The 15780-nt window shown below is 35.1% G+C and carries 12 protein-coding genes and 2 pseudogenes; 6 read left to right on the forward strand and 8 right to left on the reverse strand.

The genetic code is table 11. The features are described 5' to 3' along the window. The first annotated feature begins 25 nt into the window (after positions 1–25). From ACC612_RS10855 to ACC612_RS10865, 3 genes are read left to right on the forward strand one after another with little or no spacing between them, the layout of a single operon-like run. Positions 26–1207, forward strand: a complete 1182-nt coding sequence (locus tag ACC612_RS10855) for a glycosyltransferase family 4 protein (RefSeq protein WP_371854557.1) — start codon at positions 26–28, stop codon at positions 1205–1207. 1 nt (position 1208) lies between these two features. Next, entirely contained in the window at positions 1209–2270 is a 1062-nt protein-coding gene (locus tag ACC612_RS10860) for a glycosyltransferase (protein ID WP_371854558.1), read from the forward strand. Then, positions 2264–3520, forward strand: a complete 1257-nt coding sequence (locus ACC612_RS10865; RefSeq protein ID WP_371854559.1) for a glycosyltransferase family 4 protein — start codon at positions 2264–2266, stop codon at positions 3518–3520. Before ACC612_RS10860 ends, ACC612_RS10865 begins: the two co-directional genes overlap by 7 nt. A gap of 87 nt (positions 3521–3607) precedes the next feature. Here the strand turns inward: ACC612_RS10865 and ACC612_RS10870 are convergent, their stop codons facing one another. Continuing rightward, on the reverse strand, positions 3608–4786 hold the full coding sequence (locus tag ACC612_RS10870; RefSeq protein WP_371854560.1) for a hypothetical protein: 1179 nt from the start codon (positions 4784–4786) through the stop codon (positions 3608–3610). Between the two features lie 167 nt (positions 4787–4953). Between ACC612_RS10870 and ACC612_RS10875 the strand changes: the two are divergent. From ACC612_RS10875 to ACC612_RS10885, 3 genes and pseudogenes are all read left to right on the forward strand, one after another. Beyond that, positions 4954–6154 (forward strand): annotated as a pseudogene (locus ACC612_RS10875) (ISL3 family transposase); the annotation flags it as partial. Between the two features lie 139 nt (positions 6155–6293). After that, positions 6294–7901, forward strand: a complete 1608-nt coding sequence (locus tag ACC612_RS10880) for a hypothetical protein (protein ID WP_371854561.1) — start codon at positions 6294–6296, stop codon at positions 7899–7901. Between the two features lie 210 nt (positions 7902–8111). Further along, positions 8112–9707, forward strand: coding sequence for an IS1634 family transposase (locus ACC612_RS10885; RefSeq protein WP_371854562.1), 1596 nt, complete (start codon positions 8112–8114; stop codon positions 9705–9707). A 150-nt stretch (positions 9708–9857) separates the two neighbouring features. Here ACC612_RS10885 and ACC612_RS10890 read toward each other — a convergent pair. The 7 genes and pseudogenes from ACC612_RS10890 to ACC612_RS10920 all read right to left on the reverse strand — a co-directional run. Further along, positions 9858–10244, reverse strand: a pseudogene (locus tag ACC612_RS10890) (IS1634 family transposase); the annotation flags it as partial. A 53-nt stretch (positions 10245–10297) separates the two neighbouring features. Next, positions 10298–11386 carry an acyltransferase gene (locus tag ACC612_RS10895; protein WP_371854563.1) on the reverse strand — a complete coding sequence of 363 codons (1089 nt, stop codon included), beginning with the start codon at positions 11384–11386 and terminating at the stop codon, positions 10298–10300. Positions 11387–11712: 326 nt separating this feature from the next. Continuing rightward, positions 11713–12840, reverse strand: coding sequence for a DUF362 domain-containing protein (locus tag ACC612_RS10900; RefSeq protein WP_371854564.1), 1128 nt, complete (start codon positions 12838–12840; stop codon positions 11713–11715). Positions 12841–12862: 22 nt separating this feature from the next. Further along, positions 12863–13810 carry a YbhN family protein gene (locus ACC612_RS10905; protein WP_371854565.1) on the reverse strand — a complete coding sequence of 316 codons (948 nt, stop codon included), beginning with the start codon at positions 13808–13810 and terminating at the stop codon, positions 12863–12865. After that, positions 13786–14430 carry a PHP domain-containing protein gene (locus ACC612_RS10910; protein ID WP_371854566.1) on the reverse strand — a complete coding sequence of 215 codons (645 nt, stop codon included), beginning with the start codon at positions 14428–14430 and terminating at the stop codon, positions 13786–13788. Before ACC612_RS10910 ends, ACC612_RS10905 begins: the two co-directional genes overlap by 25 nt. Continuing rightward, positions 14427–15269 (reverse strand): decaprenyl-phosphate phosphoribosyltransferase, encoded by an 843-nt coding sequence (locus tag ACC612_RS10915; RefSeq protein ID WP_371854567.1) that lies wholly within the window; start codon positions 15267–15269, stop codon positions 14427–14429. Before ACC612_RS10915 ends, ACC612_RS10910 begins: the two co-directional genes overlap by 4 nt. 64 nt (positions 15270–15333) lie before the next feature. Further along, positions 15334–15753, reverse strand: coding sequence for an HIT family protein (locus ACC612_RS10920; RefSeq protein WP_371854568.1), 420 nt, complete (start codon positions 15751–15753; stop codon positions 15334–15336). Positions 15754–15780: the final 27 nt, after the last annotated feature.

Genomic DNA, 15780 nt, shown 5'->3' on the forward strand with positions numbered 1-15780 from the left:
TTATATGTTGGCAGTGTGCAAATCCTTGACTGATAAAATGAAAATAGCGTTTGTTATACCATGGTATGGAGACATTCCCGGCGGTGCTGAGGCAGAGTGCAGACTCACTGCCGAAAACCTACAAAAGAGTGGAGTGGATGTTGAAATACTCACCACCTGTGTGAAACAGTTTTTAAGTGACTGGAATACAGATTACTACAAGGAAGGAACATACATAGAAAACGGCATAACCGTAAGGCGTTTCATTGTTCGTAAAAGGGATACTAACAAATTTGACCAGGTAAATTTCAAACTAATGAATAATTGCAGTATCTCTCCAATAGAAGAGCAGATCTATATGGAGAATATGATAAACAGCGATAATCTATACTCATACATAAGAGATCATGGTAATGAATATGATTATTTCTTCTTTATCCCATATATGTTTGGAACCACTTACTATGGCTCACAAATATATCCTCATAAATCGATATTGATACCCTGCTTGCATGATGAAAGCTATGCATATATGGACATCTTCAAAGATATGTTCAAAGATGTCAAAGCAGTAATATACAATTCTGAGCCCGAGAAAGAACTTGCAAATCAAATCTATGATATCAAAGGGCATCAACTCGTTCTGGGTGCAGGAATGAATACAGATATTTCGCATAATGGCCAGAGGTTTCGAGAAAAATATGATCTAAAGGACGATTTCCTCCTGTATGCAGGAAGAAGAGACTCGGGGAAAAATGTATCTATGCTTCTTGAATACTTTACCAGATACAAAGAGTCATATGGTGGCGAACTGAAACTGATACTTATAGGCAAAGGGGAAATTGATATTCCTAAAGGGCATCAGCATGATGTCATTGATCTGGGATTTGTTCCACCTCAGGATAAATTCGATGCTTATGCGGCTGCAACCTTGTTCTGCATGCCATCACTTAATGAAAGCTTCTCTATTGTAATTATGGAAGCATGGCTCTGTGGTACACCTGTTTTAGTGCATGCAGGCTGCGAAGTGACTAAAGATCACTGTATAAAAAGTAATGGCGGACTCTATTTTGGGGACTATGATGAATTCGAAGAATGTGTTAAATATTTCCTGACACATCCCACCAAGAGAGATCTGATGGCACAGAATGGAAAGAAATATGTGATCGGGAACTATAGCTGGGAAACAGTTATAAGGGGATATAAAAACCTATTAGGTGTGGTCTAAAATGGAGATTCATCAAATATTACCAACAATATCTTCTGGGGATGCAATTGGAAATGAAGTATTACTAATAAGGGATATTCTAAGGGGTTGGGGATATGAATCTGAAATATATGCACAAAATGTACATAAATCAATTGATTGTGCAAGTTTTTATCTGGATCACGAAAAGAGATCTTCTAAAAATAACATTCTGATTTATCATTTTTCCATAGGGTCAGAGGTTTCAAAATATGTAATGAAAGCTCCCGATAAAAAGATAATGATATATCATAATGTTACTCCTCCTCATTTTTTCTATAATATAAATGATAACCTTGCAATGGCTTTAGGAGCAGGAAGAGATGAGCTTAAATTGCTTGCTGATAAAATAGATATAGCCCTTGGAGTATCAGAATATAATCGTTTAGAACTGGAAAAAATGGGATATCGTGAAACAGAAGTATTACCTTTGATCATTGATCTCTCAAAATATGATAAATATAACCAAGGATTGATAACAAAATATAATGATGGCTGGACGAATATTCTCTTTGTAGGGAGAATAGCTCCAAATAAAAAACAAGAAGATATCATCAAATGCTTCTACTATTATAAGGCCATTAATCCACGTTCAAGGCTCTTTTTAGTTGGCGGGTTCAACGGATGCGAAGTTTACTATGAACAGTTGCAGAATTTAATCAAAGGACTGAAAATAAAAGATATACATATAATAGGAATGGTTGATTTTGCAGACCTTATTTCTTATTACATGCTTGCTGATGTATTTCTCTGTATGAGTGAACATGAAGGTTTTAGTGTACCTTTGATAGAAAGTATGCATTTTGGTATTCCCATCATTGCCTATAACTCAACGGCTGTGCCATATACAATGGGTGGAGCTGGTATTTTAGTAAACAAAAAATGCTATCCGGAAATAGCTGAAATGATCGACTTAGTAATTACAGATGATAATTTCCGGGACAAAATAATAAGAAGACAGAATATCAGAATAAAGGACTTCAGTTATGAAAAAACAATGGCCCTCTTTAAAGATCAGCTAAATAAGGTGATCCACAAATGGTAAAGAGAATTGGCCATGATTCAAATGTTCTTTTACCTGAAGAAACACAAGATCAAAATAAGAATAATGATCAGATAAGAAAATCTTATAAGATAGCATTTGTTGTCCAAAGATATGGACTTGAGATAAATGGAGGTGCGGAATTCCTTTGCAGGGATGTGGCAGAGCACCTTTCAAAATATTGTGACATAGATGTAATTACTACATGTGCAATTGATTACGTCACATGGAAAAATGAGTATGAACCCGGAGAATCATGCATAAATGGTGTATATGTCAAAAGATTCCCAGTAGATTTCCCAAGAGAAACAAAACGCTTTAATAAATGTTCTGAAAAAGTATTATGCAAAGAGCATTCTATCGACGAAGAAATCGAATGGATGAAACTGCAAGGTCCTTACTCCTCTAAACTTTTCCAGTATATCGAAGAGAAAAAAGATATTTATGATTATTTCTTTTTTTTCACATATCTGTATTGTACAACCTTCTTTGGGCTCCCACTTGTTGCTGATAAAGCGATTCTGGTTCCTGCTGCACATGATGAACCACCCATTTATCTTTCTATTTTTAATGACTTGTTTCATAAACCCAGGGCAATCATGTACAACACAAAGGAAGAAAAGGATTTTGTGTTACGAAAATTCCAGAATGGAAACATCCCCTATGATGTGGCTGGTTCCGGAGTATCTCTTTCTGAATATCTGGAAAACAATAATTCCAAGATGAGCATTAAAGAGAATTTCATAACCTATATCGGCAGAATTGACGAATCTAAAGGATGTGGAGAATTATTTGGATTTTTCAAAAAATACAAAGAAGAGAGTCATTCTCCCATTAAACTTGTAGTTTTGGGAAAAGCTATTATGAAAATACCGTCTCACCCAGACATTGCATACTTAGGTTTTGTTTCTGAAGAGGAAAAATACAACACCCTTAAAAATTGCGATGTGCTTATAATGCCATCAAAATACGAGAGTTTATCCATAGTACTACTTGAAGCATGGCTTTGCAAAAAACCTGTGCTGGTAAATGGACAGTGTGAAGTGCTGAAGGGACAATGTATCCGAAGCAATGGAGGTCTTTGGTATGAGAATTACGAAGAGTTCAGTGAATGCCTTAATTTGTTGCTTGCTGATGAAAATCTAAGAGATCAGCTTGGCAATAGGGGCAGGGAATTTGTGGATATGAATTATAGCTGGGAAAACATTGAGAAGAAGTACCTGGATTTGATAGAAATAATGACAGAGCAATAAAGTAATGTAAGTTACTGTCTTATTTATTCCTATTTAGTACTTTCTTCAGAAGGGAGAAAAATTAACCAGAGATTACAAAGCTTTTTCCTATACCACCAGACAAATATTGTTAGCCCAGAAAACCATCAAAGAACCTTGCAGAAGAACAAAGGACATCGTAATAAGGTCTTCTAAAAGACGGTTTTTAGTAATGCCAGCAAAAAGTATGTAAATTGGAAAAATGACTGAAATAAATCGGGGCATAGACATGATTCCCGTAGAAAGTGGGATGAAAATAGAATACATACAAAATAACCAATAAGAAAATCTGATCTTCCTGTAAGACAGTAGAATGATAAAACTAAATAGCAAGGTGAAGATGGCCTCAAAGGCTGTGTAAACACTACTTTTATAACCGGTGATAAGAACATATAGAGGATTTGTAAGATGACGATCCCATGCCAACTGAGCATGTGCAAAAGCCATAAAGTCTCCAGTTAAATAATAGTTAAATATCATGAAAAAAATTAGACCTAGTGGAATCAATAAAAGATAAAAAAGAGGACTTATTTCTTTCCTAGAGAATTTAATGCTTCTTAAATTCTTGTTTTCATTTAGCAATGGCACTATACCTTCATAAAGTAAAGGCAAAACAACAAGAACACCAGTAGACCTTGTTAGAGCTAAGAAGAAACCTATTATTCCAACCGTTTGCCATTTACCTGTCCTTGCATAATAGAAGCAAATCACAGTAAGGGCAAGATATAATGACTCAGAGAATACACCTGAAAGGATAAACGAAGTTGGGAAAAAAAGCAGATATTTTACCGATTTACTGGCAGTATATTTATCGAAATCAAGTTTTACTAACTTGTACAAATAAATGCAAGATATGAATAAACAAATATTTGATATAATTAATCCTGCAATATAATGATTTCCTAAAATATAACCAAAGAACCTCATTAGTAAGGGATATAAGGGAAAAAAAGCAATATTTGTCTGCTCTAAAATCAATTGTTCAAAAGGCCCAGCAGTATAACCATTTTGAGAAATAGTCATATACCAGCCAGCATCCCAAACTCCCCATATGTCTAGCCAGATGTTACCTGTCCAATAAGACTGACTTATACCAATTGACTCGTACCAAGTAACACCAAGTAACATGAAAACTTTGCGAGACATCACTCCGATTACGCTCAACATTATTCTTGTACTTAAGAGCATAAATAAGATATAGGTAAGTTCATGATTTTTCCAGTATTTAGATAATAATTTGACATTCATGTACTATAATTTCCTGAAAATGTATAAGCATATTGCATATTAACAAGATACAAATACTTGGCTTATTATTTAAAAGTCCTCATGGCTTCATTTTAAACTTATTAATTAAGGATCTCCACAACATTGAGTGGGTAAGTTAATATGTTATTTCATCTAAACCCTTTTTAATGGAAGACAAATATCTCATTCAACTTGCTCTGGGAATAAATCTCCCTGGTTTGTAAAAGAACTAAATCTCGATACTTCTAGAAAAAGATGGATATTTACCTTGATTTTATAAAAGGAAGCAAATTCCTCTGTCCTGTATGTAATGAATTGTGCCCTCTTCATGATACAAAAGAAAGAGTATGGAGACACCTGGATTTCTTTCATTACGAAACCTATCTTCATGCAAAGGTTCCTAGAATAAAGTGTAATTGACATGGTGTGAAGTTAATTGATCTTCCATGGACCAGACAGAACACTGGATTCACCCTGTTCTTTGAAGCATTGATCGTTACCATGTGCAAAGAAATGTCAGTAGCTTCAGTAGTTGATACTGTAAGTATTCATGAGGATTCTGTCTGGAGAATACTTAGTCATTATGTAGACAAAGCAAAAGAGGAAAGGGATATATCAGATCTTAAAACAATTGGAGTAGACGAAATCGCTGTAAAAAAAGGTCACAACTACGTCACTTTGTTCTATGATATGGATGAAGCAAGAGTCATACACATTGAAAATGGAAAAGGAAAGGATATTTTCGAAAAATTAAGGACAGAGATCTCTAACAAGGTGGATCATGAACAGATCCAATGCATATCTATGGATATGTATCCGGCATTTAAAAGTGGAGCCAGGGAATATTTCCCAAAAGCTACTATTGTTTTTGATAAGTTCCATGTGATCAGGATGATGAATGATTCAGTTAATAGAGTTAGAAGAACTGAATCAAAAGAAAACCATGTTCTTAAGAATACCAGGTTCATGTGGTTAAAGAACCCTGATAGATTGTCAGAGAAAGAAAATGTTATCATGGATTCAATCAAGAACCTTGATACAAAAACTGCTAAAGCATACCAGTTTAGATTGGCTCTTCAAAGATTGTGGACAATAAAAGAGATATCAATAGCAAGGGAGTATCTCGATAAATGGCATTTTTGGGGAACACATAGCAATATTCCGGAGATAATTTCAGTGTCAAAAGCAATCAAAAAACACTCTCAGGGAATTCTTGAAGCAATCAAGAACTGTCTAAACAATGGGGTTGCAGAGGGATTGAACAATAAAATTAAAACTGCCTTTAAAAGATCTTATGGTCTCAAAACGGAAAAATACAGAAATACCATGATCTATCTGATGGCGGGGAAATTGAGATTACCCACACGATTTGAAGAGAGCCATTTAAAAATAATTTACGGTAAAATGTGCGGCAAAGAGGGAGAACATTGCATCTATTATAGTTTATCGAAATACTTTTATATTAAAATGGTTATTCGCATTGTGTGAGTAGTTCAATATGATTAGTATGTTAAAAAAAAATATAGCGTTGATAGCTTCAATAGGGATATTATGGATAACAGTCGCATCCTTATTAATTACGTCAATTAAAATCAATCAAGGACATATCGCTTACGCTCTGGATGACGCGTATATTCACATGTCAATTGCAAAAAATTTTGCCCTACATGGCGTTTGGGGTATAACCCAGTATGATTTTGCATCATCATCTTCATCTTTACTTTATACCTTATTACTGTCTTTCATTTATTTCTTGTTCGGCGTAAATGAGGTAATTCCATTAATACTAAATATAATATTTGCAACACTTTCAATTTGGGTCATTTATTGTTTACTAAAACAAAATAATATAAAAGATATATACATATTCATTCTACTGCAGCTAATAATCTTTTTAACTCCATTACCAGCACTTATATTCACTGGCATGGAACACACATTACAGATACTCATTACAATACCATTTGTATATCTTTCCGCCAAAATAATTTCAGAAGGTAACTCAAGTAATAGAAACAACACTTTTCTTTTTATACTAGGAATATTTGTAACCATGGTGCGTTATGAAGGAATATTTTTACTTCTTGTTGTGAGCAGTCTATTCATACTGAATAAAAAGTGGAAATTTGCAGTTGGTTTATTAGTATCTGGATTTTTTCCAATAGTAATATATGGAATTATATCTTTATTAAAAGGTTGGTATTTTTTACCTAACTCTATCATTCTTAAGGGCAACACACCAACGTTCTCTATATTAGGACTCATTAATTTTTTTACAGTTTTCATTCATAAGATCATTGAAACTAGTCATATTTTTGTTCTTGTTTATGGAGCATTAATTCTTTTTATATACCAATTTCATAAACAAAAAAAGTGGTCAGATTCTACAACAATACTAAGTGTCTTTATACTCACTTCTATTTTACATATAATGTTTGCAAGTACTGGCTGGTTTTATAGATATGAAGCTTACCTAGTATGCCTTGGGATATTTGCAATAGCAATTGGTTTTCAAGAAAGTTTATCTCAAAATTTATCACTTTGCATCACTAAGAATATACTTACAAAATATATTGCAATTATACTTTTGGTGCTAATTGTGATTTCCCCTTTGACTGACAGGGGTTATATTTCATTGACACATGTTACTCAAGCTACTAACAATATTTATGAACAACAGTATCAAATGGGTCTATTCCTCAAACAGTTCTATGGAAAGGAGAGTGTCGCTGTAAATGACATTGGAGCTGTAAGTTATTTAAGCGATGTAAAAACAGTTGATTTAATTGGATTGGGAAATATAAAAGTAGCAAAGCTAAGAAGGGAGAATATTTACGATATTCAAAAAATACAAGATTTAGCTACAGAATACGATGTCAAAATTGCTATTATTTATGACAGTTGGTTTACTAAAGGTATGTTTGCTGAAGGTATACCATCAGATTGGATTGCGGTTGGCCAATGGACAATACCAAATAACGTAGTATGTGGCGGGGATACTGTTACATTCTATGCAACCAATCCTGAAGAAGAAAGGAAATTGAAAGAGAATCTGAGAATATTTTCTTCAAACTTGCCAATTGATATTAAACAGAGTGGGAGCTACTTATTGTAGATGTGGCCATTTACATTCCTTAATTTGAATCGACTTCAATATTTTGATAGTTCTATATTTTGACCGTGGGCATGTTTCAAAACTTCCCCCTAAACTTTTTCAAACCTAGTATGAATCATGCAACCCACTTTCCGCAGATGTCTTTTTATTTTTGGTAATTTTCATACAAACCTGTAAATACAGGGATTTGATATTGAATCTTTGATTCTTATGCACATTACCACTAGCTCTCTTGATCATCATGGTATAGTTTCTGGAATTTATGATGAACTTGAAATTGGTAGTGTCATTGATGAAGTGCTGCCCAAAGTTGGGCAGCACAAGTTAGCACATTCACATGTATTGAAAGCCATGATCCTTAATTGTCTTGGTTTTACTGATAGCCGATTGTACATGTACTCTCAGTACTTCGAAACTATCCCTATTGAAAGACTTCTTGGTCCAGGGATCAATGCATCTGACCTTACCGATGATGTTTTAGGCAGGACACTGGATAGCATCCATGATGTTGATCCAACTCAGCTTTTCATGAAGATCGCTCTGAAAATGATGGAAAAGATCAAACTAAAAACTCAACTACTGCATTATGATACCACGAATTTCAGTGTTTATGGTGATTACGAACATAGTAGTGATGGCTCTACAATTGAGATAACATATGGTCATGCCAAAGACAAAAGGGATGATCTGAAACGTTTTGGATTAGGGATGATCACAAATCAGTGTGGAATCCCATTGTTTGCAAAGGCTTATTCTGGTAACACTTCAGACAAGGAGAGTATAATCGAAGCCATGAAAAGACTTAAGGATAACATAACTTTTCCCGATGACGTTTATTACATTGCTGACAGTGCTCTGTATTCTGAGGATAACATAAGATCAATGGGAAAAGACATGAAGTGGATCACCAGAGTTCCTCAAACGCTCACTCTTTCTAAGGAGTTATTGAGTTCTGATCTGAAATTCACAACAGGAGAAGATCCTCGATACTCTTTCTATGAAACTTGTATTAACTACGCTGATGTAGAGCAAAAGTGGGTTGTTGTTCATTCTACTGAAATGCAGAAAAGAAAGGATGCATCTTTTGATAAGAAGGTTGAAAAGCACTTGCAGCAAGCTCAAAAAGAACTTAAACATCTTAAGAACATAGATTTTGCATGTGAGAATGATGCACGATCTTTTGTAGAAAAATGGAAGCAAGAGAATCCTTACTGTTCATTGGGAAATGTGGAGATATCGGAAGTTTCCAAAAAAGAAAATGTCAAAAGAGGACGACCGAGAAAAGATGAAAAAGTCATCAAGTGCTATGTTATCAATGCCGAAGTATCCAGGAATGAAGAATTCATACAACATGAAGCCGAATACCTTGGAAGGTTCATTATCGCTAGCAATGATCTGAATATCAGTGCTGAACAGATGCTGAACTATTACAAAAAACAGAGTAAGGTGGAGCAAGGGTTCAGATTTCTAAAAGATGGGAATTTCAGGGTTTCGGAGGTGTATTTGAAAAAACCAGAACGAATTGAAGCATTAACAATGGTAATGGTCTTGACACTGATGGTTTATTCTGTGGCGGAATGGAAGTTAAGACAGAGGTTAAAGGAAACAGGAGATTCAATACCTGATCAAGTAAAGAAACAGACTCAAAACCCAACATTAAAATGGGCCTTCATGTTGATGAAAGGTATCACAGAAGTAAAAGTAAGAATGGACTCAAATGTCCAAATGCAGATTGCAAATATGGATATGATTAAAGAGAAGATTATAAGGGTAATGGGAAAAAGCTGTGAAAAATACTATTTCTAAGGAGACATCTGCGGAAGGTCAGATGCAATATCTAACTTAGGTTTAACAATTTTCACTACTTGGTGAAGATCTTAGTTTATTTTTATGCCAATAGTTTCTTTTTCTATACATAAAATCTCTTTTACATTTTTGGCAATTTCATGTAAAATTCTATGGTATAGTCCTATTTTGCATTAAGATCAGTGTGTTTATGGCATCAAAGTCAGTATAAATATAGTTTTTCGCCTGGAATTTCAAGAAACAGACTGTAACTGTCAAATTCAATAAGCTTTTTTTGATGAATTTCGTGGACTTATGCTTGAGTTCCTTGAATTCATATCGCGCCAGCGATATGAACAGTTGTGCAATAAACCCTATAATCAAGGTACAATAAATACTATTCTCAGCTCACACTCTCAATGGTTTTATCTCAATCTCGTTCTTGAGAGAATGGATATCTTCTCGATGGCGTCTTCTCTCCGATATGTTTGAAGAGCTGGTTTCACTGTCAAATTCTTGGCTCGATTTCAGGCAGAAAAATCCTTCTCTGCCTAAGATTGAAACTCCCTACTATTTGTAAAGGACACATAAAAACATTAAATAAAGTAGTATCAATCATTTATGAATTTTCCCGTAATCATATAACTTGTAAAGCGGTTGCTTAGCATCAGTTTCACTGTAAAATAACTCATTGTTAGCATTAATGTAAATAAAATGATGTAGAAATTTAAGCTTGTAGGAAAAATCGAAAATCGGGGAAATATGCATATAAGAAGGAAATAATGGAAAAGTGCATGAATTAAAAATATTCCGTAAGAATATTCTCCAATTTTTTGCAATATTCCTAATCTTGGCTTGTATATTAATAAGAAATACAAACAAAACATAAATATGCATATATGAAGTATATGTGTGCTTACCAATGCCAGCTGATAATAATACGGAATGGAATTTGAGAATTGTGTGCCGCATCTAGGATCAACGAAAAGAAACATAGAAACAAATGGAAGAATTAAAATTAAAGCACCCAGTAATATAACTTTTTTCATCGTTATTCTTTCTAAAAGCCGGTATATTTTATCATAATTATCATTTGTGTATATCCCAAATAAAAAATATATCAAATACTTAAACGGTGTGCTTAGTGCAAATCCGAATGAAGGTATAAACGATCCTAAGAGATACATTATTAATATAGGTGAAAAAAGTGCAGTGACTGTATAAATTCCAAAACGATCTGTTGTAATCTCGTAGTAAGCAATGATGATAGGATAAAAAACATAAAATGTCAATATGAGTTTAATATACCAAAAATGGCCCGCTGCGCTGAAATTAAAAATACTAGTGATAACTGAATTTAATGTAAGTGTTGGAACTAAACCCAATTGTACAAATACTATACAGTAAACTACAGAGAAAATAATATAAGGGATAAGTATAGACATAAATCTTTTTTTATAGAAGTCCTTAACTAATAACTCTGATTTATATTTATTGTACAGAACAAATCCGGATACAAAAATAAACATTGGTACAGCAAACCTAACTAACTCTTCGATATACATAAGAGAAAAAGTCAATCCAGTTAAATTCTTTACTTCGGCTGTATTGTCGGTGGTATGTATAATGAGTACCCCTATGATAGCTATGGCTCGCAGATAGTTTATTTCTTCAAACCAATTTTTTGAAGACCTGGTCAATATAATTTTTCCTCCTAAAATAATGTAGTTTACTGCCCTCGCAACTGTTATATTTTTCTTTAACTTTTCTGTACTTCAGGACTACCTAATAGGTGTTTGCATATAAAAAATACGGGTCTGTGTATATATTGAAATTAGGAACTATATCATAAAGCTTGTTACAAAGCTATCTCCAATCCATCTGGACCGATATTTTGGAGTGTGGAGAAACAGGACCATTTGGACTAAATGAAATACCTGTTTTTGGTCAAAAACATGAATATTCAGAGTTTTTTAACCTGCTCACATTAAACTGATCAGCCCTTCCTTTAACCCATTTACAACATTCAATAAGGATTCCATTCCTTTACCTCTGGGAATTCAGGGAACTTACCATACTCATAAGTATCAAATAGCTTTCCCCATTCGGTTTTCTTGAAGTCATCAATATGCTTCTTTCCGGTGGTGGGATACCACAATTTATCATGGTAAAATCCTGATGCAAAGATAAAAGTCTTAAAGACGGGGGAATGGAACAAAATATTGTGCAGCCAATGTATGTTGGCAGTTCCCTTTCTCAATCTTTGGTCCCATTCGACTACAGGACTTTTGGCAGTAGAGAATTTAAAGTTCAACTTTTCTAACTCTTGTTTATCCATACCGCTGATCTCGATCTGGTCATAGTCGCCCATTCCAAGACCCTTATCATGGGCAATCCTGATATAATCAATATCTAGTGGGTCAAAGCCCATTATTTTGGCTGATATTGCATCGATAGCAACCTGGTCCTCGCTTGCCAAAAGCACATTCCCTATAAAAGGCTCCATAGTGCGTGGGCCAGCACCATTTCCACATACTCCACCATCCATGACCGCAAAAATACCTTTGTGGATCTCTTTCTGGATCGCCAGTAAGTCCACAAGTACTTCATGGATCTTCTTATGGGCATGATGCCTATATTTAGGTATAAGGCCACCGAAAGCATTTTTCATAGATCCGGTGGTAGTGGTGTGACCATGTGTCTTAACAGTGGGAAGATGAATTACATTGCTCTTGAAGAACTTTTTAGGCACAAGGATCTCTCCGAAAAGATCGTTCATTGCAAGCATTTCAGCTTTTGGTTTAAATGGAACCCATTCGGCATTTGTCAGAGGAACATAGTCTACATCATACTTTTTAAGAATAGGAAGCCATTTGTTCCCATAAGCTCCTTTCCATGGATGTGTAACAACTGTCTGATTTTCCACACAGGTTATGTCCTTGTAACTATCCTGGCGAAGTTTGCTTAATACTCCGTCAAGTTGCCATGGAGGAGTTGAACATGCAGGATAGAACAAACTCCATGAAAGATTTATTTTCAAGATCGTTGCATTGTCTTTTGGAACAGCTGATTTGTAATCTGCCAGATCCATCAACTTTTGATAGTCATCCAATATTGTCTTTGGTGACGTCTTTAGCACACTAACATTTGACATTTAATCCCTCAATTGATGATAATTAATCTTTATTCAGTCCATTTCCATTATTTGGAATGATCTTCTTTCTGAAAAGCAGGTATACAGCAAGACCTAATATCACACCGTACCAGAAAGAACCGAGGCGCACAACAAGTGCAGTGCCTATAGCTATAGTTGGACTAAAAGCATAATGTTGCAAAAAGCCTGTGATAGTGACTTCAGCGAGTCCTATCCCACCAGGAATCATACTTACACCACCGGCAAGTGAAGCAAAGCTGAAGATAAATGTTGAAAGCGGAATACTAAGAGATTGATTAAAACCCATTGCAACGAAGTAAAAACCAAGGCATTCGCAGAACCATGCTAGAACATTCAAGAGAGAAAGTGAAATAAAGATCTTTGGTTGCATCAGTTCCTGAAAAGTCCCATGCATGTTCTTAACATTACCTGAGAACTTTTTTGTCTTGTTCTCAATTAATCCAATGACTTTTTCGGAGACTCTCTTTGATGTGATAGAAATGTAAAAGATCAAGATCATCAAAAGTAATACAACTAAAAGATATATTCCTTCCTTATAAGAGAGAATCCCAAAAGCTGAAAGAATAACAAGACTTAAAACATCAGTTACACGATCCATTATGACTACTGGGACCGTTTTGTTAAGATCATCTCCGGAAATATCCTTAATAAGCCAGGCTTTCCATACCTCGCCAAGTTTTCCCGGGGTTACGATCATTGAAAGCCCACTTATGAATACAAAGAAATTTTGCTTGAAGGAAAGATGCACACCAGCTTTTTTAAGGAAAATATCCCATTTAAGATACCTGAAAAGGTATCCTATGCTTGTAAAGAGTAATAGGAGAGTGAAATAAGACCAATGAAACATCTGCATAGCAGCAGTCAGTTGACTGATATCGGCATAAATGCCCATTGCTGCATAAACAATCAATGCAAAGAAAATGATCAGAATGGTTTTATTTTTCGCCATAATTTAAGTCCTTTAGTGAAAGCATGGTTATATATACCACTTCGTTTACCAAATATTTCGATTTTTCTTGAGAGAATAGCTTCCCGTATATCTTCATCATCGGTAATTATTCCTGCATTACCGATCTCATTACTAAAATGGGCATCACTTCCGGCTGTAATAGCAAGTTTATGTTTCTTCCCAAATTCAATTGCATCCATGTTACTTTTCTGGTAAACATTCCTTGCATTGAACCCTTCTACCCCGTCAAGATATTTAACATCATCTTCTGTAGGCCTCAGTGCTGATTTTCTCAGTGTATCAAAAGGATGGGGGACAACTGCAACACCATTCTGGTCATGGATCTCTTCTACAACATCTATAAGATCAGTTGATTGAATCTCCTCTGACAGGAAAAGTCCGATCACTTCTCCTCTGGATGTCATTACCTCAGAGCCAATAATTATCTCCAGAGATTTCTCTGCATATTCCCTAGCCTTCACACTCCCTTTGATTGTATCATGGTCAGTAACCGCAATCCCATCCAATCCTCTTTTACGTGCAATTTTGACGAGGGTCTTTGGTTCCATAAACCCGCAGCGAGGTGAGTAGTTTGTATGTGAATGCATATCAAATTTCATAGAAACCCGCCATATAGGACAAAAATTGTAAGAAATGTCCATAGAATTAGATTAAAAATGAAAGGTTTGTCTATTAGCAATAGTTCTGTTTCTTCCCCGATGCCTTTCAAGTGCATGAGTTGAACATACCGGAAGATGCCATAGAATGCGAATGGAAGAGTTAGCATCATTGCAGAATTTATTGAAACCGTATAAAGAGCATATGACATCAATAGCAGTGAAACTGAGGTATTCAACATGCTCTCACTCATAGTGATGTTGTATTGTGACAAGCTATTCCTTGAATTTTGATCTCCGTCTAGTTCATGCCGTCTCTTTCCGAATGCAAGAACCAGTGCCAGAAGAAAAACACATAGTATCAACCATGGAGAAATAGTTACATTGATTGTAACACAACCAGCGATCGCCCTTATGACAAACCCAACAGCAATGAAAATAGCATCAACAATAGCATACTCTTTAAAGTAGAACGAATATACTATACTATTCGCAAGATACATAAAACTTACAAGTCCTATCAACTTTCCCATTGAAAAAGCAATGATGAGAGAGGTTACCATTATTGTCAAAGATATAACAAGCGCGACTTTAGCTGGAATTATCCCTGCTGCTATTGGTCTATATTTCTTCTTGGGGTGAAGCTTGTCTTTTTCTACGTCTTTTACATCGTTTAACATGTATTGTGAACCCGCAAGCAGGCAAAATACAATAAAGACCACAACAAGATCCATCCACATTTGTGGATTAAAAATATTCCTTGAAAAGATGATACAGATAAAAATAATAAAATTCTTGTACCACTGATGGGGACGCATGGATTTGATTACTGCTCTGAGCATTATATTCCTCATATACAAAATATTAAAGGAAGTGTTTTTAGAAAAAGTGTATCAGTTATTTAATTTAGAATGATGCACGGATCTTTTCAGCTAATTCTCCCAATTTGCTGGTATCCGGATTATTCTCCACTATACTATGCATAGATCCGCCATTATCCCCTTCTTTGCGTGGAATAATATGTACATGCACGTGCTGAACACTCTGTCCTGCAACTTCCCCTACATTCATCCCTATATTCATCCCTTGCAGATTAAATGATTTACACACGGCCTTAGAGATTTTATGTACTGAAGAAAACAGGTTTGCAGCATCAATTTCATCCATCTGAGTGAATCTTTCAATATGTCTTTTTGGAAGTACTACAGTGTGTCCATCTGAACACGGATAAATATCAAGGAAAGCAAAAACGAACTCATCTTCATAAACCTTGTAAGAAGGGATAGCCCCTGAGAGTATCTTGCAGAAAATGCATTCCAAGTACATCGCCTCAATCAAACGCCATAATCGCTC

The sequence above is a fragment of the Methanomethylovorans sp. genome (assembly GCF_041447285.1).
Lineage (GTDB): Archaea > Halobacteriota > Methanosarcinia > Methanosarcinales > Methanosarcinaceae > Methanomethylovorans.